The sequence below is a fragment of the Duganella callida genome, assembly GCF_004614165.1.
GTDB lineage: Bacteria > Pseudomonadota > Gammaproteobacteria > Burkholderiales > Burkholderiaceae_D > Rugamonas > Rugamonas callida.
In genome coordinates this window covers 48543-67319 of the sequence record NZ_SPVG01000245.1, presented here as the reverse complement: position 1 = coordinate 67319, position 18777 = coordinate 48543, and the positions used below count along the sequence as shown (strand labels likewise).

The 18777-nt window shown below is 61.6% G+C and carries 25 protein-coding genes and 1 tRNA gene; 1 reads left to right on the top strand and 25 read right to left on the bottom strand.

Features of this window, described 5'->3' with window-relative positions; genetic code table 11:
* Nucleotides 1-26: 26 nt before the first annotated feature.
* The 7 genes from E4L98_RS25090 to E4L98_RS25060 form a co-directional block, all read right to left on the bottom strand.
* Nucleotides 27-521 carry a hypothetical protein gene (locus E4L98_RS25090; RefSeq protein WP_135204256.1) on the bottom strand — a complete coding sequence of 165 codons (495 nt, stop codon included), beginning with the start codon at nucleotides 519-521 and terminating at the stop codon, nucleotides 27-29.
* Between the two features lie 126 nt (nucleotides 522-647).
* Complete coding sequence (locus tag E4L98_RS25085; RefSeq protein ID WP_135204255.1) at nucleotides 648-1853, bottom strand: phage tail tube protein; 1206 nt, start codon at nucleotides 1851-1853, stop codon at nucleotides 648-650.
* An 84-nt stretch (nucleotides 1854-1937) separates the two neighbouring features.
* Nucleotides 1938-2351, bottom strand: coding sequence for a phage tail terminator-like protein (locus tag E4L98_RS25080; protein WP_135204254.1), 414 nt, complete (start codon nucleotides 2349-2351; stop codon nucleotides 1938-1940).
* Entirely contained in the window at nucleotides 2348-2938 is a 591-nt protein-coding gene (locus E4L98_RS25075) for a hypothetical protein (protein ID WP_135204253.1), read from the bottom strand. The genes E4L98_RS25080 and E4L98_RS25075 overlap by 4 nt, the downstream gene beginning before the upstream one ends.
* Nucleotides 2938-3321 carry a hypothetical protein gene (locus E4L98_RS25070; RefSeq protein WP_135204252.1) on the bottom strand — a complete coding sequence of 128 codons (384 nt, stop codon included), beginning with the start codon at nucleotides 3319-3321 and terminating at the stop codon, nucleotides 2938-2940. The genes E4L98_RS25075 and E4L98_RS25070 overlap by 1 nt, the downstream gene beginning before the upstream one ends.
* The gene (locus E4L98_RS25065; RefSeq protein WP_135204251.1) at nucleotides 3318-3755 is read right to left on the bottom strand and encodes a hypothetical protein; all 438 of its coding nucleotides are present in this window, start codon (nucleotides 3753-3755) and stop codon (nucleotides 3318-3320) included. Before E4L98_RS25065 ends, E4L98_RS25070 begins: the two co-directional genes overlap by 4 nt.
* Nucleotides 3752-4270 carry a DnaT-like ssDNA-binding protein gene (locus tag E4L98_RS25060; protein WP_135204250.1) on the bottom strand — a complete coding sequence of 173 codons (519 nt, stop codon included), beginning with the start codon at nucleotides 4268-4270 and terminating at the stop codon, nucleotides 3752-3754. The genes E4L98_RS25065 and E4L98_RS25060 overlap by 4 nt, the downstream gene beginning before the upstream one ends.
* Nucleotides 4271-4313: 43 nt before the next feature.
* Between E4L98_RS25060 and E4L98_RS25055 the strand changes: the two genes are divergently transcribed.
* Entirely contained in the window at nucleotides 4314-5480 is a 1167-nt protein-coding gene (locus E4L98_RS25055; RefSeq protein WP_135204249.1) for a phage exclusion protein Lit family protein, read from the top strand.
* A 9-nt stretch (nucleotides 5481-5489) separates the two neighbouring features.
* Here E4L98_RS25055 and E4L98_RS25050 read toward each other — a convergent pair whose 3' ends face one another.
* The 18 genes from E4L98_RS25050 to E4L98_RS24975 all read right to left on the bottom strand — a co-directional run bounded on the left by E4L98_RS25050 (nucleotide 5490) and on the right by E4L98_RS24975 (nucleotide 18749).
* On the bottom strand, nucleotides 5490-6986 hold the full coding sequence (locus E4L98_RS25050) for a hypothetical protein (RefSeq protein ID WP_135204248.1): 1497 nt from the start codon (nucleotides 6984-6986) through the stop codon (nucleotides 5490-5492).
* Nucleotides 6987-7044: 58 nt separating this feature from the next.
* A complete protein-coding gene (locus E4L98_RS25045; RefSeq protein ID WP_135204247.1) occupies nucleotides 7045-7518 on the bottom strand; it encodes a hypothetical protein in 474 nt (157 codons plus the stop codon).
* Between the two features lie 50 nt (nucleotides 7519-7568).
* Nucleotides 7569-8738 (bottom strand): major capsid protein, encoded by a 1170-nt coding sequence (locus tag E4L98_RS25040; RefSeq protein ID WP_135204246.1) that lies wholly within the window; start codon nucleotides 8736-8738, stop codon nucleotides 7569-7571.
* A 154-nt stretch (nucleotides 8739-8892) separates the two neighbouring features.
* Nucleotides 8893-9705: a DUF6651 domain-containing protein gene (locus E4L98_RS25035; RefSeq protein WP_135204245.1), complete on the bottom strand. Its 813-nt coding sequence runs from the start codon at nucleotides 9703-9705 to the stop codon at nucleotides 8893-8895.
* A gap of 143 nt (nucleotides 9706-9848) precedes the next feature.
* Entirely contained in the window at nucleotides 9849-10181 is a 333-nt protein-coding gene (locus E4L98_RS25030; protein WP_135204244.1) for a hypothetical protein, read from the bottom strand.
* Nucleotides 10182-10195: 14 nt separating this feature from the next.
* Nucleotides 10196-11347, bottom strand: a complete 1152-nt coding sequence (locus E4L98_RS25025; RefSeq protein ID WP_135204243.1) for a hypothetical protein — start codon at nucleotides 11345-11347, stop codon at nucleotides 10196-10198.
* On the bottom strand, nucleotides 11347-12804 hold the full coding sequence (locus tag E4L98_RS25020; RefSeq protein WP_135204242.1) for a DUF4055 domain-containing protein: 1458 nt from the start codon (nucleotides 12802-12804) through the stop codon (nucleotides 11347-11349). The genes E4L98_RS25025 and E4L98_RS25020 overlap by 1 nt, the downstream gene beginning before the upstream one ends.
* 11 nt (nucleotides 12805-12815) lie before the next feature.
* Nucleotides 12816-14135, bottom strand: a complete 1320-nt coding sequence (locus E4L98_RS25015; RefSeq protein WP_135204241.1) for a phage terminase large subunit family protein — start codon at nucleotides 14133-14135, stop codon at nucleotides 12816-12818.
* On the bottom strand, nucleotides 14110-14589 hold the full coding sequence (locus E4L98_RS25010; protein ID WP_135204240.1) for a DUF2280 domain-containing protein: 480 nt from the start codon (nucleotides 14587-14589) through the stop codon (nucleotides 14110-14112). The genes E4L98_RS25015 and E4L98_RS25010 overlap by 26 nt, the downstream gene beginning before the upstream one ends.
* Nucleotides 14590-14655: 66 nt before the next feature.
* Nucleotides 14656-15153, bottom strand: coding sequence for an NUMOD4 domain-containing protein (locus E4L98_RS25005; RefSeq protein WP_205746829.1), 498 nt, complete (start codon nucleotides 15151-15153; stop codon nucleotides 14656-14658).
* 1 nt (nucleotide 15154) lies between these two features.
* Nucleotides 15155-15784 carry a putative metallopeptidase gene (locus E4L98_RS25000; protein WP_205746828.1) on the bottom strand — a complete coding sequence of 210 codons (630 nt, stop codon included), beginning with the start codon at nucleotides 15782-15784 and terminating at the stop codon, nucleotides 15155-15157.
* Nucleotides 15785-15786: 2 nt separating this feature from the next.
* Nucleotides 15787-16032 (bottom strand): hypothetical protein, encoded by a 246-nt coding sequence (locus E4L98_RS24995; RefSeq protein ID WP_135204239.1) that lies wholly within the window; start codon nucleotides 16030-16032, stop codon nucleotides 15787-15789.
* Nucleotides 16033-16069: 37 nt separating this feature from the next.
* Nucleotides 16070-16522, bottom strand: coding sequence for a hypothetical protein (locus E4L98_RS24990; RefSeq protein ID WP_135204238.1), 453 nt, complete (start codon nucleotides 16520-16522; stop codon nucleotides 16070-16072).
* Between the two features lie 283 nt (nucleotides 16523-16805).
* Entirely contained in the window at nucleotides 16806-17111 is a 306-nt protein-coding gene (locus E4L98_RS24985) for a hypothetical protein (RefSeq protein WP_135204237.1), read from the bottom strand.
* 2 nt (nucleotides 17112-17113) lie between these two features.
* Entirely contained in the window at nucleotides 17114-17260 is a 147-nt protein-coding gene (locus E4L98_RS30215) for a hypothetical protein (RefSeq protein WP_167761448.1), read from the bottom strand.
* Nucleotides 17261-17433: 173 nt separating this feature from the next.
* A tRNA-Tyr gene (locus E4L98_RS24980) sits at nucleotides 17434-17525 on the bottom strand.
* A gap of 302 nt (nucleotides 17526-17827) precedes the next feature.
* Nucleotides 17828-17971 carry a hypothetical protein gene (locus E4L98_RS30210; protein ID WP_167761447.1) on the bottom strand — a complete coding sequence of 48 codons (144 nt, stop codon included), beginning with the start codon at nucleotides 17969-17971 and terminating at the stop codon, nucleotides 17828-17830.
* Between the two features lie 217 nt (nucleotides 17972-18188).
* Nucleotides 18189-18749, bottom strand: coding sequence for a hypothetical protein (locus tag E4L98_RS24975; RefSeq protein WP_135204236.1), 561 nt, complete (start codon nucleotides 18747-18749; stop codon nucleotides 18189-18191).
* Between the last annotated feature and the right edge of the window lie 28 nt (nucleotides 18750-18777).

Sequence of the window (18777 nt, the reverse complement as noted above, 5' to 3'; positions counted from 1 at the left end):
CTTCGAATTGCCGTCAGCGGCCTTGCTTAGCCGTTGGAACTGGTGGCCGGCGAAGTCGAGGAGGCTTTGGGCAAGAGCTTCGAAAAATTTGCGTCTTTTTCCAGGCCGGCCGTCACCGCGTCCACCCAGGTCGGGCGGCTATCGAAGCCAGCTTTGATCAGGTTTTTGTCGAACGGCGCCGGCGCGCCTGCGCTGGTGAAGCCGAACCAGCCAACGGTGACGGCCAACGCGATGCGCTTGGCGTTTTCGTTCGACAGGTCGACTGCCAGCGCGGCGCCTTCGTCGGTCTTGGTGTCGATAGCGGTACCGGTGCGCGCGCCGCGCTTCAGGTTCTCGGCGCGAATGGTCTTCGTGATCTCCTGGTATTGGTGGCTGTTCTTGCCGACGCAGATCAGGCCGCTGACCGCGTCGCCGTCGGCGTTGAAGATCAGGTCAACGTTGAAGGTTGCCGGATCGGCCGGCGCTGCGGTCAGGGCGGAGATATCGAAGCCGGTGGCGATGATGGTTTGAGCAGTGTTCATGGTGTTGCCTTTCGCGGGAATATAGGTGCCCGTGCCGGCCGCCGCGCCCCGCGAAAGGCGACAGCGACCGGTCGGTGCTGGTGATGGCTTACGCCAAAAGGGATTACCGGCGGCGCCGGCGGTGAATTACAGGGTCGTGTCCTGCCAGGCGACGGTGGTGCTGTCGAACTGGATGTCCGTTGCGCGGGAACGCAAAATGTCAAAAGCGCAGGTGACGATTTTGTTTTTCTCGCCGTCATCCACCTTCGCCGAGGTGATCTTGATGCGGCCAGCCGAGATGGCCATGCAGTCGGCCAGCGGACCACTGCCTGCTGCCATGACATACGCCAGCGGTACCTCGATCTCTTCCTTGAAGTAATCCAGGTAGGCGCTGTCTTGCAGCATCACCGTGAACTGGCCGGTGCCGGCGATCTTGCCGCGCGAGACAGCAGTGGCGTATTTGGTGCCGATCACGCTGTCGAGCTTGCCCTGGCCGTCGATGCTGATTGACATGCCAGTGCAAATTTGCGACGGAATTCCGGCGACCGACAGCATGGCGGTGGCGCCAGAAAACTTACCGGTACCCGGCGGCGCGGCGGGTGCTGCGAAGTACGGCGCCGGCGTCGTGTCGAGCTCTTTTTTGCCCATCAGGGTAAAGTTCAGCGTGGTCAGGCCGTTCGGCTGGATCGACAGATCACCTTTGCTGACAAAGTTATCGACGAACACACGGTTCACGGAAATGCCGGGGTCCTGTACCTCGGAGGTGAAAAAGTCGCGAGTGTGGCCGGTCAGCGGCGTGAAGGTGCGCTTGCCCGGCGCGGCGATCGCCACGTTGTCGCCGGCCGCCTTGGTCACGATGCTGCTGCCGTCCAGATATTGACCGGACAGCTTCGTCGGGGTGACAGCGGTCAGGAAGAAATTCTTGCCGTTGTTCGCGGCGGCTGGCGCAGCGAAGCCGGTAATGCGCACGACGGTACCAGCCCGGTGGCCGTCGGTGATGAACGAGCCGGCGCTACGGGTAAAGCCATCGGCTACCGCGGCGATGGTGGCTGCTGCGGCGGTGGTGCCAGCGACGGTGAAGTCGCGGCGCAGCAGCGCGGCGATCAGGTCGGCGTACGTGCCGCAGGAGGCTTCCGCGTTCAGTGCGCCAGCCACGCGGAAGTTGCCCAGACGCGTGTCGCTCTGCTGCTGGCTCGGATCGATCTCGTTCGAACTATACTTGTCGGCCTCGGTGTCGAAGGTGGCGGTGACGCGCGGGTACAACTTGCCGTTGCCGGCCAGCGCCTGGGTGCCCTCGGCGGTCTGCTTCGCCAGCACCAGCAGGCTGTCAATACCATTTGCAGTGGTTGCCATGTGAAAAGCCTTTCGGAAATAAAAAAGGCCCGCACATGGCGAGCCAGAAATGAAAAACCGCCTTGCGGCGGCTTGGGTGGTGAATCAGGTGAAGATATCGGCGTGCCAGCGGATGCGCACGTCTTGGCGCCAGTGGCCGTCCTCCGACGAGCCGGCGGACAACTCCGGCGTGCGATCGATCTGCACGTCGACGCCGCCTGAGCTGAAGGTGGCGCCGCGCTTGAACAGTGCCCGCAAGAGGCCGGCGCGGGTTGCACACTCCAGGGTGCCTATCCCATCCGGATATTTCAGCGTGACCTGGAAAATGCCCTGCTCCTGGTAGAAGCCGGCGCCGACCGTGGCGTTGTTCGGCTGGCCGGGCAGCAGGTACGCTTCACAGTACGGGCGGTCCGGCAGCGGCTCGTAGCCCTCGCCTTGGTGCACGATGTCGATGGCCGGATCGACGCTGGCCAGCGCCTCCTCCAGTGCGTCGCGGATGTTGATGATCGGATCGGTCATAGGCCGTAACTCTCGTATCCCTGCTTGAAGTCGGCGACGCTGGTGCCGGCGCGCACACCGTTGACGGCGTCGTTGACGATATTGTTCCACTCCACCACGGTCAACGCCACGACGCCGACCGGCGCCTGGCGCGACCAGCCGCGCTCGATGCACTGCGCGTACGGCAGGTTGTTCATTAGGTAGAAGACCTGGCCCGCTTTTGCTATTGATACGACGATGGCATGCGAGTCCAAGGTTGCCTTGCCGTCTTGGTCGATCGCATCAAGGACGCCGCCGGCCGGAGTGCCGATCGACATCTGCCAATTTGCTCGAAAACGGCCGCCGACATACCCTGCGCCGCCCATGCGATACGACGATGTCTCGCCGCTCAGAAAGCCCAGTTGCCAGTCTTTTTTCGGTCCGGTTGCGCCAAACTTTCCGAACACTTTCGGAGCATTCGGGTTGTGCTTCCAGTACTTTGGATCACCAACCGGGGAGCGGTTGATGATGCGTTTGTCGATCTCCATCAACGCATACCTGGTCACCTGATCAGCATTGCTCTTCGTCTTCTCCACCCAAGCGCTTATCTGCAGTGCGAAAGTGCTCATCAGATCCGCGCCACCAGCTGCCACATCACCACCACGCCGGCCGGCGCCACCTTGTCGATGTTCTTGATGGCGTACTTCACGCCGCCAGCCAGCACCAGATCCTCAACCTTCGGCTCCGGCAGCGCGGCGCCGGCGTCATCGAAGGCTGACATCAGGATCTTGCGGTCACCGGACTTGATCAGGCTGCCGTTGATGGCGCCGACGCCCAGGTCGTGCGCGGTGACGCCGGTTTCTATGCCCCAGGCATGCTTAGTGATCGGCACGCCCGGTTGCTTGGCGCCGCCGGCGTAGACGCCCGGCTGCTTCAGCGTCAACTCGAGCAACTGACCGGTTCGCCGCAGCGTCTTGTCGGCGCGGCGCGCGGTGGCGGTATAGTCGGTCATTCCAGCTCCAGCGTATCGATGCCCATGCCGCACGTGATGTCGAGCGCACAGGCGACCTCAACCGCCTCTCGGGCAGACTTCCCGAGATACATAGCTGCCAGCGCATAATCACGACCACCGCCCATGGCGCAGAATGCATCTTCCACCAGTTCGTAGTGGCCGCCGCCATTGCCGACATATTCGCGTACTTCGCCACTCGGGCAAACGACAATCGCATCGGCCCAGTTATCCCTATCGGGACTGGCGGGCCAGCGCTCCAATGGCGCCCCAGCGTTAAACCATTCCAGCAGCGCGCGGGCGTGCGACGCCTTGCCTGCGAAGCCGACAAGGCCAGTCTGTGTGCGATGGATTTTTGTGACGGTCGAGGCGTGCCCGGCGCAGGTGCTCTGCTTGTCGGCGGCCAGCGTTTTACCGTCCCATGCAATGATCGTCATCCGCGCACCATCCGACCCGAAAGGCTCGAGCCGCACAGGTACGGCGCCAGCATGCGATCCACCGACCGGAAGCGCGGCGCCTCGGGCGCGCCGTTCTCGTACTCGGTGGTAATCGGGCCGACGGTCTCGCGAGTAATCGTGCGATCGAGGTCCGGCGACAATTCGACGCCGGTCGCCGCCCGCAGCGCCAGGTCGGCGCACGCGGTGCGCACCTCGGCCGGCACAACGTTGGACGGCAGGATCGAAGCGTAGCGGCCATAGCCAACGTCATCGAGCTCCACGTCGTAGCGCGGCCAGTCCAGCGCCTGGCTGCTGGTCGTGCGCATACCCTTCCAGCGAGCGCGATAGGTCTGCTGCATGTAGGCCGTGGCGCGGCGCAGCGCCTGCTCGCGCAGGTCGTCGCTGGCCAACGCGGCCCAGGCGGCGTTGCCCATTGCGGCGTGGTGCGCGGTCGCGTCGGCGACGCTGATGTAGCTTTCGGCATTTGGCAGGCCGGTGCCGGTTTCAGTTAGCATTGGTATAGCTCTTTGGTAACAGCACGCAATAGGAGGAGGAAAAATGCAGACGAACGACGAACTCGAAGATCTAATATCTCAAAGCGGCGGCAGATTTTCGCCAACGGGCGTTTCGAAAAGCTTCGATGAATTAATTAATTCATGCAAGGCCGGAATAAGTAATTATGTATCTATTTTAGCGCATAGATGGTTTACCGACAAATTGCGCCCAATTTACTTTGACGTGCTTAACGGTGACCGGATAAATGCATTCGCGTATTCATCGCCTGATGAGAAAAATGGCTTTGATTTTATTGGTGTGAATAGTATCGCCATTTCGACTATATTCAATTATTTTTATAGAATATTTTGCAATCCAAAGGTATTTTCCGAATTTTCAAAGACATCACCAGAAGAAACGACTAAGGCTAGACTAGAGTCATTTTCTGATCTTGCTCGCACCTCAGCGGCGCTAGCTGTACAGCCGGAAGACCCCAAACGACGAGAGTACGCAAGTCAGTTCGCCTGCCTCGCCGTAGAATTTCTCATCTATCACGAATTTGCACACATTAATAATGGACATACTAGGTGGCTTCAAAAGATCACTGGCAAGAACCAAATACAGGAAATGGATTCTGACGCACAAAATACCGACATATATTTACAAAGGCGCGCGCTCGAAATGGACGCCGATAGCGCAGCGGTCCAGTACCTACTCTTAGAATTGCTTGATCGACGTCGGCAGTACTTGCCTATCGCGCAGTACATCAAGTCAAATGATATTTCTGGACATTTGATATTGCCTGAAGTTCTTAATAGACACGAACTATTCTCAACACCCATCGCATGCTATAGGACTACGGCTCGCGTCGCCTATTCGTTCTTTCGCTTGTTAAATCCAAGGGAGTGGCCGGGGGCGAACACTCGGACGCATCCAGAGGCTGCGCATCGCATGTTTTACTGCATCGGAGTAATTCACCCACTTGCCGAGAGGTATGTCGACCTGGGTACATCGGCGGAGGAAGCACTCGAAGCAGCTTGGGAATGTGTTCCGGAAATTGAAACGGCATTTGGCGATCTATTCGGGTCAGAGCCAGACCTCAAAGCAATACGATCTGTCATTCAAGACGAAGCTGGACGTATCAAAGCACTATCTGAACTGAAGGAGGCGTGGGCAACTATGCGTGATGATCTGACAAAGATGAAGCGACACGGTCGTAATTTAGCCTAACGAGCTTACTCACGCGCAGGTCAACAACTCAATCCCTCGGCGGTAATTTGCTTCAACCATCGCGTTGTACGCCTTGGCGCTGTAGTGAATGCGGTCACCGATGAACATGCCATCCGCCAACTGCGTCTGACCTGTCCCATCCACCGCGCCCGACACGATCGCGCTTTGGTTGATGATGTCAAAGCCGGTGGCGGCGAGTGCGGAGTTGGCGCCGAGCCGCACGATATCCGTGGCACCGAATGGCTTCTGGTCGCTATTATAGGGTTGGAAGTCAAACAACCATGGACGGCATTTGGCGCCGGCGAAGGTGTCGGCCAGGCGCAGAGCGAAACGGCTACGCATGAGGTCGATGTCTGATTGCGCGATCGTCGATGCGATATCGTTGCCAGAAAACATTTTGTACATTGCGACGTCTGGAATCAAGCCAGCAGCGAACGCAGCTTTGATGTTGGCTTGCCAAACGTTCGTGGACGCGCCGGACCAGCCGCAGGACATTGCCTCAACCGTAAAGCCCAGGTTCAGGCCATTTATCTTCTCAGCCATCGGCAGGCACAAGCCCTCGCCGATAAACTGGTCGCGGCGCTCATTGTTCGAATCACCCCATTCGCCGATGGTGTAGACCCGACCCTGAGAGACGATCTGCGCGCCCAAAATTGGGCACGACGATGCGAGCGAGCCGGCGAAGGCGGCATTAGTTGCGTTGCCCCCGGCAGTAGTGCGCCTAATGCGTGCCTGCGGACCGGAGCCCGGCCGCGAGGCCCAGTTATCGAACGAATCAGTGCCGTCGCCGAGCAAGACGATACGGTTGCCGCCGCTGACCCAAGCGCGGCAGGAGTGTAGTGCACCACGGCCGCCGTCCGTGCGTTTTTTCGATGGCTGGCGCAGCCAATCGGTAACCGTATAGACGATGTTGGAATCAGTCGACGGCGCGGCCAGAGTCATCGTGCTGTTGCCGCCGGCGGAGAGGAATTGAGTGAACGTGGCCGCATCGATGTCCGCAAAGGAATCCGCCGCGTAAGCTGTGGCCAGGAAGGTCGGCGCGTCCGACGCAACGCCGGCCTTGCGGGACTGTCCAAAAATCCAGCGGATCGCATCGATCGGCGCGGCAAACGATAAAGTCATCTCCCAGGAATAGCCGGTCGCATTGTTGACGACGTTCGCCACACGCCCCGTAAGCATGCGGGTGGCGATATTGCCGCTAGAAACACCAGAATTCGGAAAGGCTGAGGCAGCCGGATACAGAGCCGGCAACCCGTGGGACACTTCGAAAGCGCCCGTTGCGCACGAAATCAAGAAGCGCTGCTCGTCCGCAAACGGGCCGATCTTCGGTGCGCCGCCAGCACTTAGCGGCCAAGAACGAACCGAGTTCGTGCCACCAAGACTCGGATCAAGCTGGTACGCGATGCCGCTTGCGCTTTCATAGCCATCCAACATCAAAACCCGCCCGGCAGGCAGAGTCACGGTTTTGGGGAGTTCACCTGCGCGGATCGTGGTAAGTTTGGACATTGGCTATCTCGGTTGCAGAATGGAGAAAGCCCGCGCGCGGCGGGCGGGATTGCATCGATCAGGCGCCAGTCAGCAGCGCGACCAGCTCAGCCTTGTTTGCGGCTGCCGGGTACTTGGTGCCCTTGGCGTCCAGAGCAGCGTGCAGCTGCTCTTTGCTCATTGCCGCGGGATCGGTTGGCGCCGAGGTGGTGCCAGCGGCAGCCAGCGCGGCCAGGCGCAGCGCTTCCGCTTCGTTGGCCTGCTCACGCGCCAGCACCGCCTGCTCGCGCTCATCCAGCAGACTGGCGCGCTGGTTCAGGTGCATTTCGAAGTCGTCCAGCTGCTCTTTGCGGGCCTGCAACTGCTTGGCGCCCGACATCAGTTCGGCCAGGGTGGGCACGCCGTCGCCGCCCAGGCCGACCGCGCCGGTGCCATCACCCAGGCTCTCGCCTTCGAACAGCTCGTGCTTGTCCGGATTGAAGTCCGCCTTCTCGATGATGACGAATGGACCCTGGCTGTCCGGGTCGGTGGATTTGATTTTGATGGTGGTCATGATGAACTCGCGGTGAGGCCCAGCGGCGCGCAGCAGCCGGGCCGGGTGGATTAGCCCAGCAGGATGCCCGAGTGGCGCTTGGCGATCAGCTTCTTGCCCCACGCCAGGTTGACCTCGTAACGCACCTGACGCTTTTGGCGATACAGCGCGAACTCGTAGGTGATCTTGGTGATTGGATCGGTCACCATCATCACGTCATCGGCGCAGTCGCCACCTTCCGGCATGGCCGGCGCGCGGGTCGCCAGCTGGATCGCGGTGCGGTGGAACGCGATGTTGCGGGTCGCGGCGGCCACGACGGTGACGGCCGTCGCCGACGGCGGAATAGCCTGCAGCAGGCCCGGTTCGGACAGCGTGATGGTGCCGCCGGCCGAAACGTTGGCGTTGCCGGCGTCCAGCAGGTATTTGCGCGAGTCGCCGGCGAACTGCACAAAGTCGCCAGCCAGGATCGCGCCGGTACCCGCGGCGGCCAGGGTGATCACGGTGGCGCCGACCGCGTAGCCTGCGGTGTTGGTCGTCGCCGAGGCGCCGGTACCGACGGCGACGGTGCCTTTGATGGCCGCCGACTGGTGGATGTCCAGGCCTTCAACTTGGCCGATGATGCCGCGACGCAGCAGGTCTTCGGTACCAGCTTCGTTCGCCTTGAACAGCACCGCCTGCTTGCCGCGAATGTTGCGGATCGCAGCCGAGCCCAGCACCAGGTGGCGATCCGAGTCCGGCGCGCCGTTCTCGTCCAGAATCTCGTTCATGCCGGCGAAGTCCGAGAAATCGCTGGCAGTTCCGAACGGCGTGGTGCCGGCGGTGCCGTAGCTGCGGCTGGCCGACTTGTACAGTTCAGTGTACAGGTCCACTTCCATTTCGTTGCTCAGCGTACGGATCGCCTGGGCGATGCGGTCACGGTTGATCTGCACCAGCGTGCCGGCCGATTGCAGGCCCTTGGTCTCCTCGCCGGTGATGCCGAAAGGTACCGAGCGGGACTTCGAGATGGTCATGTCGACCTTGCCGATCGATTGGTTCGGCGTGTCTTGCGCGAATGGGCTCGGGGTCAGGTCTTCCGCCACCATCGCGCCGACGACCGGCGAGCTGATGGTCTGATTCAGCGCGGCACGTTCGGCGCTGAAGTCCTGCGATACCGCGGTGATGAAACCAATTTTCTCGCGCGACACGACATCCATCGCTTCGTAGATGGTTGGGATCAGACCAGTCAGAGTGAGTGCACCCATGTTAAAACCTTTCGGAGATGAAAAAAGGCCCGCCGAAGCGAGCCTTATCGAGTGAGTTGAGTTGTCAGATTTGTTAGGCCATCCAGCCCAAAACACCAATCCCCATCCGGGTCATGGCAGCTGCATTACTTAAATTGCTGCCGACGGCAGGGGCTCAGTCCACGAACACGGCGCCTTCCTTGATGGCGGCCTGGCGGGCGCCGGCGTCCATGCCGTCGAACTGGGCGCGCGTAATTTCACGCTTGCCGCCACTGCCCGACTTGCCGCTTTGATGGGCGCCGCTGCCGGATGCGCCGGAGCCCTTCAGGATCTGGTCCTTGAACGGGCACGCCTGCACCAGCTGAGCGAGGCCTTCGTCGAAGTCGGCGACTTCGCCGGGGCGGGTCGGAGAGTAGATCTTGTTGCCGGCAGCGTCGTACGGCACGATCTTGCCGTCTTCGACCTTGAAATTTCCGCCGAAGTAGGCGCGGGCCATCTCAGCGGGGATGGCCAGGCGCATTGGGTGCTTGTCGTCGCTCAGCAGCTTGGAGCCCGAGAAGCCGCCGCCGACCATATGGTTGTTCAGTTCTGCGGTGCGCTTATCCAGCGTCGCGGTCAGTTCTTGAATCTGGGTGGCGCTGGCCTTGGCTGCGGCAGCGACTTGCTCCTGCGCGGCGCGGGCGGCCGCGTCCTTGATTTCCTGCACCTGCGCGGCAGTCTTCAGGTCGCCAGCAGACAGGCTTTTGACGGTTTCCAGCGCTTTGCGTGCGGCCTCGCCGTCTTCGATGCCTTCGAAGCCTTTCAGCCGCGCTTCCGCTGCTTCCTTGGCTTCACGGTGCCCCTTCGCCTCGCCGTTCAGGCGGGTGATGGTGCCCAGCGTGGCGTCCGCGTCGAACGGCGCTTCGGTGCCGTTCGTGTGAACGAAAATCGGCAGTTTCTTTTCGGCGTCGATCACGATGGCGCCGTTGGCATCGGTTTTGAATGGCATGGTGAGGTCTTTCCGGGCATCCGCCCTATCGATGGCCGTCCGGCCGTTGCGCCGCGTCGCATCCGCTTGCGGCAATAAAAAAGCCACCAGGTTGCCCGGGCGGCCTTCGTTGAGACGTAAAAAAACCCGCCTGGGCGGGTTGCTTATGCTTCTATGACTTGCTCCCTGCGCAAGCCGCAGTGCTTGCAAGCGTAGTAAAGGGACTGTGTTCCGTCTGGCCTAGGCATCGACATGTCTCTGCGCTGAAAGTCGTGTTCGCACTCTCGGGCGCCGGTCGTTTGCTTGAAGACGATATGGGCGGGTTCAGCGCCCTGCGCCACCAGCTCCACACCGCCCAGCGGGGCGCCATCGGGCAACTTGATCGTGGCACCACCGAGGCCCAGCTCCTGCAGGTGTTTGATCGCCACCGCAAGCCTATCGACCGTCAGATCAGGCGGGAGCGGCGCGGTAAGTAAGGTTTTGGCATCGAAGGTCATGCCCCGATTCTACCTCAGTTCGCGTACGCCTCCCGCAGCTTTTCCAGCGACAGCGGCCGGCCGCTCATGTCCACTAACTGCGCCGGCGTCAGCTTTCCGGCGCGGAACAGCTCTGCCCTACCCTTGCCCAGCGTCTCGTCTTGGTAGGCCGGCCCCATCACCTTGAGGAAGTCGGCAAAGGTGGTCTTCGCACTGAGCGGGCCGGCGGCCGAGGCGCGCTGGCCAGGATCCGGATCGTCCATGTCGATGCCCATCTCGCGTAGCGTCTTCATGATCGCCACCTCGGCGCTACGGCAGTTCCAATGCCGCGGCACGCCACCGTTGTATTCCAGCTTGTTGCCGTTGATCGGCCGGTAGTCCCAATCCCACTGCGCGCCGCTGTAAGCGATGCACGTCAGGCTGGTGTGGCTGTCCAGCGTGCTCACCTGCATGATGCCGTTGGTGATATCGCGGTTCAGTTCGAGCGTGGCGCGGCGCGCGGCGGCGGCGACCGTTGTCATACTGGTTTGCACAACGGCTGCCGCATTCTTGCGCGCCAGCGGCAAGACGCCCGGGTGGCCCGGCACGATTTCGGGTACCGCCGGACCTTTCGCCGTCGGCGCGGCGGGCGCCGGCTTAACCTTGACCTCTTCGCCAACGATGCGCTTGATGATCTGCGCGTTCGTCTCACCCTGGGCGGCGCCGATCCGGATTTGGTTGGCGACCTTGAACTGCGTGTCCTGCTGCTGGCGCAACCACCAGTTCTTCGCGGGCGAGCCTTGGATGAGGATGTCGCTGGCCAGCTTCTTCAGGTAACCCTCGGTCGGGATGCCGATACCCATGCGCACAGCCGCGCTGATCTCGCCCGGCGCCGCGCGGCCGATCACGCTGGTCAGCGCCTTCTTGACGCCCAGCGCTTCGACTTCGGCGACCGCGCGCAGGTCCATCTGCAGCTGCGCCTGACCGTAATATTTGGCAATCAGCGCGTTCGATTCGCGCAGCACGGCCGCCTTCGCCTGCTTGCCGGCGTCGGACATCTCCACCGCGTTCGCCAGCAGCGCGACGATGTCCTTTTGCATCAGCACCAGCAGCGCGATCACCTTGGCCTTGATTTCGGCCTCGGCGCGCAGCATGTTGACGCCGTTGGCCAGCAGCACCTCCAGCAGCCACTGCTCGAGCGCGCTCATTAGTCAGCAGCCGGTGCCGGTGCGGGCGCCGAGCTGGGAGTTGGCGCGCCAAGCATGCCCATGTCGAACTCCGGCGGCTCGGCGGCGATGCGCTCCTGCACGTCGGCCCAGACCAGGTCCGGATTGATGATGCCGTAGCGGCGCATTTCGTTGAACGCGTCCTCTTTCGACATCAGGCGGTTGTTCACCAGCTGCACCAGCGACAGGACAAACGGCGCCGCCGCGGCCAGGATCGCATCGGACGAGAAGTCCTTGAAGATGTCGGTCTTGCCCTTGAACTCCAGGCCCACCCACTCGTGCATCAGTGTGATGGCGTTGTCCAGCGCATCCTCTTCGCCCTCAACCATCAGCTTCAACTGGCTTTTGGCCTCGCCGTCCTCGATGTTGTTCTGCGTGGCGGTCGTGGCCACCTGAGATTCCACCAACAGCTCGGCGCCCATGGCGCGCATCTGGTCTTCCAGATCCTTCAGCGACAGGCGGCCGGCCTCGATCGCCGCGCCGGAGTGCTCGATGTATTTGGCCTCAGCACCGATCGGCAGCCGCAGGAAGGCTTTCGGTCCGATCTCGATCTTGTCGTCGTCCTGCACGCCGGAGATGGCCAAGACCGGCACGCGCGCGGTGTGCAGGATCGAATCCTGATCGCTCGACGACTGCCAGTGCTTGATGTTCAGGTCCGCCATGTCCAGCAGCGGCGGAACGGCGGTCATGAAGCCGGTGCGCTTCGTGTAGAAGGTCACCAGCGGCACTTTGCCCAGCGAGACTGGGCCAGATTTGTCCAACGACCATTCTTCGGCGGCCTGGCCGCTGGTCGGCTTTTCAACCTTACGGTAGGTAGCCCAGGTCGTCGGCGTCAGCACGCGAATCTGCGCGATGGTCTTGGTACCGAACTCGCCATTGTTCTCTTCGACCGATTCCATGAAGCGCAGCATCGCCAGCGATTCCTGTCCGTCGGCGCCGCGCGTGCTGCGCCAGCCGAGGATCTGCTTCGGGGTGATGTGCACCAGGTACGGCCGCACGCCTGCAGACTGCTCCGCCGCCTTGGTCGGGTACAGCGCTTTGCCGTCTTTATCGACGGTGGTGGGCATGTCGACCAGGATGTGCGTCAGGCCGTACGCCAAGCCCGCCTGCAGCAGCTTGTGCGCGAACACGGTCACGTTGTTACCGCACAAATCGATGTTTTCGAGCCACGTCTTACCCGGCTCTTCGATATCGCGCACGGTCGTCGCCTCGGCGAACGGCTTGGCCGCCATGTTCTCGATGGTGCGGCCGGTCGCGTTGTACAGCGTGCTGGTTTTCTTGCGGAAGTCGTAAGCTTCTTGACTCTCGGCTGGAAACTTAGGTAAGAAGTCCGTGCCGGCAGCACGCATCGCCTTCGTGCCGCCCACCAAAGCGTCGATCTTCGCCCAGTCGCCCTCCATGGCCGCGACGGCTGATGATTTGTCGTTGACCTTGGACATAGATTCCTTGCTTAGATTCGGAGCTCGCCCGCCTGGGCATTGCGCTTGACGACCGGCCAGCGCTTCGTGATGAAGTAGCCACCGGCGTCGTTGTTGTGGTCGAAGCCGCCCTTCTTGTCCGGCTCGCCCTTGTCGTCGTAGATCTGGCGCTCAAGGCAGAGCGTGAACTTCTGGCACTTATTCGTGTTCACCAGCAGCCGACGCTCGTCGTACGTATTGCACAGCATGGCGTTCATGCTGTTGATGCGGTCTTTGACTGACGGGTTGGTCGAGTCAACCACCACGGTGAACTTCGCGCCGCGCAGCAGCGACAGGTCCGACTCGCTCGCGCAACTCGACTTGCGATTCTGGCCGGACGCATCCGGATAGACCGCGATCGTATGCTGCTGGCCGGCCTGCTGGTAGCGATCCTTGATTTTCTGGATCATGGCCGGCGTATCGAACACTTCCGAGAATTCATCCACGGCGCGCGGCAGGCCGTCGCGAATCACAAACACCACCGCGGCCATCTTGCCCACGTTGAAGTCCATGCCGATGTGCAGCGCGTCGCCGGGCTTGACCGTGTCGTCGGTGTGATTCTTCCGGCGGTCGAAGCAGTAGTAGATGACGCCTTGGTAGTTCTCGAAGCTGGCCAGGTACTCCTGCCGGAACGTGCGCGGGTCCATCTTGCGCCGCGCCGCCTCGAGCTCTTCCACCGGCACATTACCGCCATCGACCGAGGTGTACAGCCAGCTTTTGTGGTCCGGCTCTTTACCCTGCCCGTCCAGATAGCTGTCGTAGCAGTGGTTGAAGCCCTTCGGCGTGCCGATCCGTAGCGCGTGGCCGCCAATCCGCTGCTCGCCGTTGACGCTATAGCGGCACGTCGACAGCATCGGCCGCAAGACTTCCTCCCAAGCCTCGTACGGGCAGTCCGCCCATTCGTCCACCAGCGCGAAGAAGAGTCCCGAGCCGCGCAGGTTGTCGTAGGCGTCCAGGCCGACGATGCGCACCACGTGGCCGGCCTTCGTCGTGATCGAACACTCGGTCTCGTTCGGCTTGCTCGCGCGCCAACTGGAGGGGATGGCCTGTTTCAGGCGTCGCCAAAAAACGCGCTTGGCCTGCTTGAACGTCGGCGCGCCGTACCAGATTTCGTCCTCAACGCTGACGCCCCACTCGGCCGCCAGGCGAACAGCGCGCCGGATCTCAGCCTTGCCGAGGAACGTCTTGCCGAAGCGCCGGCCGCACACCGCGTCACGGAAGCGCGCTTTTTTCTGCCAACCCCAGACGTAGATGTTCGCCTGCTTCGGCGTCAGGACGACCGGCGGATCAGAGTATGGGCTGGTCTGGGACATCTTCGTCAGGCTTCAGCACGTACTCGGGCGTCTTCGGGATGCCGCCGTCATCGGTGCCGACTGGCGCTCTTGGCGCGTCCAGGCGGCGGTTCACGTAGACGTCGCCGACTTCCTTGGCGGCCTGCTCGATGATCTGCATGGCCAGAGGCATGTTGCCTTTGCTCTCAGCCCTTTCGGCCATCCGGTCCAAAGCGCGAAGGCGATAGGCACGATTGGCAATCCCGATCTCGGCCGTCTCTTCGCGGAAGCGCTTGCGCGTGTCTTCGAACAGCGTGCGCCACTTGATGTTCAGAGTCCGGCCGGCGTACTTGGTCGGGTCGTACGTCTCCACCTGCTGGCGGGTGACGTCGAGCTTGAATTCTTCCTTGACCTGCGCGACAACCTGCGTCGGCTTGTCGAAGCACGCCAGCGCCTGCACGATGAAGGCTTTGACGTCATCCTTGAGTGCAGCCATATGGGTTGCCTTCCGTCAAGGGGCCGTCAATGTCAAGCCGCCTTCAGCAGACAGGTATCAGTGCCCTTAAATGTGGTTCCAAGTGCGGCGCGCACGCACATCGCGCACAGTGCGGACGGAAACGCCGAACTGTCTCGCCAGCATCTCCTCAGCGCCCGCGCCGCGAATTGCAGCCACGGCATGTTCAGTTAGTTTGGAGTAACCGTTCGATTCTCCGGCAGCGCGCAATTTGCCGTAGCTGTAGGCATGCAGCCGGTTACCACTGGCAGTCACCCATTCCAAATTGGCGACGTGGTTGTTATCCCTGCTCGCGTCGATGTGATTAACCTCCGTTGCACCTTGGGGTTGTTCAAGGAACGCTTCAGCCACCAGTCGGTGAATGCGAACGGATTTGCGAGTGCCAGGAGCTGAGAGATTCACCGATGGGTAACCACATACCAGAAATGATGCGAGAATCGCACCGGCCACGCCGCTGTTGCGAGTCGTCAGGCGCTTAACGCGACCATGCGAGCTAACTGCGTAATTCGGCCAGCCGGGCGCGACACGCCACTCTTCCATATCCATATCATCCTCGGGAGCATGTGCCGCAAGCGCGGCTGATTGACGCAGAGCTCACCGTCGGGCCAGCTGCGACCGCATCTATCAGCCGCTGAACCTCTGGCGTCGCGCCATAACGAGCCACCACGCCGACGAATTCTTCAATGTCATGTGCGCGCAGCGTTAGTTTCGGGAGCCCTTCTTTAGTGAACTTGGGTGAGCCGAACTCGTCGAGCTCCTGTCCTATATGCATCAGCTCATGCTCCACCAGCGCGCAAAACTCGGCGTCGCTGCACTCCAAGCAGTAGCGTGCGTCGAGCGTGATCAGGTACGCGGGTACGTAGCCGAACCAGTCGGACATCTGCTGTTGCTGGCGGCCTTTCTGCCACGGCCCGCAGCGGAAGGTGACCTCCTCGCATTGGCCGATCACCGTGCGGCCTTGCTTGGCAAAGCTGCCAGGCGCCCAGAGGAACTGCACATCGGCGTATTCCAGGTGCGCGTGGTCTTCATTGAATAGCTGGCCGCCCTCGGTCAGGATCTCGCGGCGCGCCCAGGTCAGCACCTCGGGCGCAGGCACGAACCGGATGTTCATCGGGTCGGCGAACGACTCCGGCGGCAGCGGGCGGCCCGCGCTTGGCGCGGCTGGCTTCTTAGCCATCGCTACTGCTGGTCGACCGACAGCATCACCGGTGGCATGGTGCGTCCGAGGATGGCCAGCTCGACACTTCCGCCGGCGTTCAGCACGGCCAGCTCTTCCTGGCTAGGGCGCCAGTAGGAGACGACCGCCTCCATGTCGCCAAACTTGGCGCGCGTGATCGGCAGCGCGGAGCAAGGCAGTTCGCCCTGGTCCCAACCAGCCGGCGCGCCGAGTACGTCGTTGTTCGATGGATGCTGGATTTTATTCATTGAAAAAAAACCGCCATGTAGGCGGTTCGGGGCGGGGTTAAATTTGCGGGAGAGCTTCTTGAATTGCGTGCAGCAATTCTATTGCTATACGCCTCCGAGTTTGCGTTGGATTCGTCGTCTCGCCCATGTAGTAAGGATGAACAACGCTACCATCGCTAAACTCGAACCCAGCCTCCAGAATCTTGCGAGAGAAGATTATCGGGCCGAACTCGCCATTAGGCAAAGACTCTCTCAAAACAAGTTGACCTATGATCTGCCCATCCATTCGCGCGTGCTGGACAATGCCAGCGAAATCCTTTCGATGTGCCCCAACATAGAGCGCCCAGCCACGAGGAGAGCCATCAGCAATAAGCAAGTGCTTCGGCTCCGGAAAATCCAATTGTTCGGCTGATAGGATGGTTTTGATGAACCAATCCGCCATCTCATCTGCCGCCAATCCTTGGTCAGCTCGTTGCTTTGCTTCCATGTATGTCTTTTGTACATTCATCATTATTCTCCCGAGTTTAGGAGAGTTAACAATAACACAAAAGATGGATGTCGCCGCCCGCTCCGGGCTAGAGCCGCTGGGTGTGTAGCGCACCCGGCAGCCGGACCCACCCGGCCATGTTTCGTCAGCGACTGCGCCCGCTTTTTGAGCCCGCCCGCTGGAGCGCGATGGGCGGCAACGCAACGTTACTGGTATGGCCAGGAAGCCGGGGTTGGTGTGCGCGGCGTGGCCGGCACTGGTGCAGGGCGCTCTACGCCCCACAGGATCATCATGATGGCGAGCATGCTCATGCTGGTAGCCGCGACGTGCGCGCCATGAAGTCAGCGTGAGCGCGCTCGGTGCGGCGGCGCAGCCATGCGTCGAAGTCCATATCCTCCAGCACGATTTCGACTTGGCCGCGCAGCACCTGCAGTTCGGCGAACTCGCCGTCGCGGAAGATTTCGCCGTTGGCGTCGAGGCGATAGCACTCGGCGGTGCCGGCCTCGTCGTCGGCGGTGACGCAGTGCTTCAACTGCTCGCCATTCAGAAACACGGTGGCCTGGCGGCTGCATGTCGAGTAGTGCGGGCTCTTCGGATCGGCGGAAATGCGCATAGTCAGGCCGTCACGGCGAGCAGGATAGGCTTGAGCCAAGCCCACACATATGGGCCCAGCCACATGACCACGCCAATGGCCGCGCCAGCAGCCGCGCCGCCGATCAGCGCGCCTCCAATAAGGATCTTGCGGAGATCGATGTCAGGCATGACCACCTCGAATAAAAAAGCCGCGCAACGGCGGCAAGGCCCAGCGGTAGCTGAACGGGAGAACTGCTGCGGCGCCCGGGCACTCCCAGGCCAGAACCGCGATACTGCGTATTGCCGCCCTGCGGTCTCATCCTCTGCCGTAGCTTCGGGATTAACGCAGATGAAGCGAATTCTGGTGGAGCAGGCTGGAGTTGAACCAGCACCCTGTCAAGCAGACTACGGATTTACAGTCCGTGGCGACTTAGCCGATATTCGCCTCTGCTCCGTGATTGCCTGGTTACAGCGTCCAGGCTGCCGGTCAGGCGCGCGGCCTTGTGGCGGCGTCCGGCTGGTGGTGGCCCGAGGGCCGTGAATTGCATGATCTCGTGGTGGCGTCCCCTGAGTATCTCCGGGCGGGTGCTCCGAAACTCATCAGCCGATTTTTGACCCGTGCGCGCTGTCGTGGCGCTTCTATGCCGGCAGCGGACGGGATTGTCGGCTGGCGGTGAGGCTCTGAGTTTCGCTATTTCATGATGCACCTCCTTGGCGGCCGTCGTGCTGCGGCCTGCGCGTTTCGTGTTCGGTGCGCTACCAGCGCTTCGACTTGCGGCCCTGCAGCTCAGCGAGATCGCGCGCGATGCGCAAGTCGTCTTGCAGCACCAGCAGCGCCATGCACATGCGCGTCCAGCGGATGCGGGCTTGCACCTCGGCGTGGGTCAATTCGGAATCCATGGCGGCCTCGCAGCGGGCGCGGAAATGAAAAAAGCCACCGCGAGGGTGGCTTCGTTGTGCCCCAGCGCTATCTGCGAAGTGGGCGGTGTACACGCGAGCGAAAGCATCAAAGGATTGGTGCTAGCCTCGAATTCCGGCTATCGGTGGGGCCGTAGCCCGCATTACGAGTGCCGAAAGTGTGTGAAGGCCCAACGTTAACGTACTTCGCGAGGCGGTGTCAATCCCGGTGCGTATGACTTGCGCCACGCAGCATGCCGGCCGCGCGCGCATTATGCGACTGGAGCAGCCCTTCCAATTCGCTGACCATGTCCTTGACCTTCTCCAACTCGAAGCCGCCGGCGCCGGTGATCTCAGCCTTGCCGGTACCCTTGCAGGTTACGCAGATGCGCCGATCCAGCGTGTTGCCACTACCAGAGCACGCAGCGCATTTTCCGTCCAGCCAGTGCGCAAGCGAGCGCTCGGCGATACGGCGATAAAGTTTTTGCGCACTATCCGCATCCCAGGCGGTATTCTCCTTCAACCACTTCCGCTCGCGGCCCTTCTGGATCACGCGCTCAGTCCAGATGCGCAGCAAGCTGGCCAGGTTGGCGCTGCCCGATTCGAACAGCTTGTGCTGAGTGCCGTCGGCGTACTTTACGCGCGAGAGCAGCGAACCCAGGCCGGCGCCCGTGACGTCGGCCAGCGCCGCGGCGCACAGCGCATCGGTTGCGTGATGGTGCTCGTCATCGCGCAGATCGCTTGAATTGACGGCGTGCAGGTATCGGTCGGCAAAGCCCATATGTGCGCTCCAGAAAGTGTAGCTGGAC

What these genes read in the sequence shown, in the direction of transcription:
- E4L98_RS25000 (WP_205746828.1), bottom strand. Translation starts at nt 15,784, where the DNA reads ATGGCTAAGAAGCCAGCCGCGCCAAGCGCGGGCCGCCCGCTGCCGCCG.
- E4L98_RS30215 (WP_167761448.1), bottom strand. Translation starts at nt 17,260, where the DNA reads ATGCCTGACATCGATCTCCGCAAGATCCTTATTGGAGGCGCGCTGATC.
- E4L98_RS25090 (WP_135204256.1), bottom strand. Translation starts at nt 521, where the DNA reads ATGAACACTGCTCAAACCATCATCGCCACCGGCTTCGATATCTCCGCC.
- E4L98_RS25065 (WP_135204251.1), bottom strand. Translation starts at nt 3,755, where the DNA reads ATGACGATCATTGCATGGGACGGTAAAACGCTGGCCGCCGACAAGCAG.
- E4L98_RS24995 (WP_135204239.1), bottom strand. Translation starts at nt 16,032, where the DNA reads ATGAATAAAATCCAGCATCCATCGAACAACGACGTACTCGGCGCGCCG.
- E4L98_RS25055 (WP_135204249.1), top strand. Translation starts at nt 4,314, where the DNA reads ATGCAGACGAACGACGAACTCGAAGATCTAATATCTCAAAGCGGCGGC.
- E4L98_RS25030 (WP_135204244.1), bottom strand. Translation starts at nt 10,181, where the DNA reads ATGACCTTCGATGCCAAAACCTTACTTACCGCGCCGCTCCCGCCTGAT.
- E4L98_RS25025 (WP_135204243.1), bottom strand. Translation starts at nt 11,347, where the DNA reads ATGAGCGCGCTCGAGCAGTGGCTGCTGGAGGTGCTGCTGGCCAACGGC.
- E4L98_RS25075 (WP_135204253.1), bottom strand. Translation starts at nt 2,938, where the DNA reads ATGAGCACTTTCGCACTGCAGATAAGCGCTTGGGTGGAGAAGACGAAG.
- E4L98_RS24990 (WP_135204238.1), bottom strand. Translation starts at nt 16,522, where the DNA reads ATGATGAATGTACAAAAGACATACATGGAAGCAAAGCAACGAGCTGAC.
- E4L98_RS25080 (WP_135204254.1), bottom strand. Translation starts at nt 2,351, where the DNA reads ATGACCGATCCGATCATCAACATCCGCGACGCACTGGAGGAGGCGCTG.
- E4L98_RS25035 (WP_135204245.1), bottom strand. Translation starts at nt 9,705, where the DNA reads ATGCCATTCAAAACCGATGCCAACGGCGCCATCGTGATCGACGCCGAA.
- E4L98_RS25005 (WP_205746829.1), bottom strand. Translation starts at nt 15,153, where the DNA reads ATGGATATGGAAGAGTGGCGTGTCGCGCCCGGCTGGCCGAATTACGCA.
- E4L98_RS30210 (WP_167761447.1), bottom strand. Translation starts at nt 17,971, where the DNA reads ATGGATTCCGAATTGACCCACGCCGAGGTGCAAGCCCGCATCCGCTGG.
- E4L98_RS25015 (WP_135204241.1), bottom strand. Translation starts at nt 14,135, where the DNA reads ATGTCCCAGACCAGCCCATACTCTGATCCGCCGGTCGTCCTGACGCCG.
- E4L98_RS25050 (WP_135204248.1), bottom strand. Translation starts at nt 6,986, where the DNA reads ATGTCCAAACTTACCACGATCCGCGCAGGTGAACTCCCCAAAACCGTG.
- E4L98_RS25045 (WP_135204247.1), bottom strand. Translation starts at nt 7,518, where the DNA reads ATGACCACCATCAAAATCAAATCCACCGACCCGGACAGCCAGGGTCCA.
- E4L98_RS24975 (WP_135204236.1), bottom strand. Translation starts at nt 18,749, where the DNA reads ATGGGCTTTGCCGACCGATACCTGCACGCCGTCAATTCAAGCGATCTG.
- E4L98_RS25020 (WP_135204242.1), bottom strand. Translation starts at nt 12,804, where the DNA reads ATGTCCAAGGTCAACGACAAATCATCAGCCGTCGCGGCCATGGAGGGC.
- E4L98_RS24985 (WP_135204237.1), bottom strand. Translation starts at nt 17,111, where the DNA reads ATGCGCATTTCCGCCGATCCGAAGAGCCCGCACTACTCGACATGCAGC.
- E4L98_RS25060 (WP_135204250.1), bottom strand. Translation starts at nt 4,270, where the DNA reads ATGCTAACTGAAACCGGCACCGGCCTGCCAAATGCCGAAAGCTACATC.
- E4L98_RS25040 (WP_135204246.1), bottom strand. Translation starts at nt 8,738, where the DNA reads ATGGGTGCACTCACTCTGACTGGTCTGATCCCAACCATCTACGAAGCG.
- E4L98_RS25085 (WP_135204255.1), bottom strand. Translation starts at nt 1,853, where the DNA reads ATGGCAACCACTGCAAATGGTATTGACAGCCTGCTGGTGCTGGCGAAG.
- E4L98_RS25070 (WP_135204252.1), bottom strand. Translation starts at nt 3,321, where the DNA reads ATGACCGACTATACCGCCACCGCGCGCCGCGCCGACAAGACGCTGCGG.
- E4L98_RS25010 (WP_135204240.1), bottom strand. Translation starts at nt 14,589, where the DNA reads ATGGCTGCACTCAAGGATGACGTCAAAGCCTTCATCGTGCAGGCGCTG.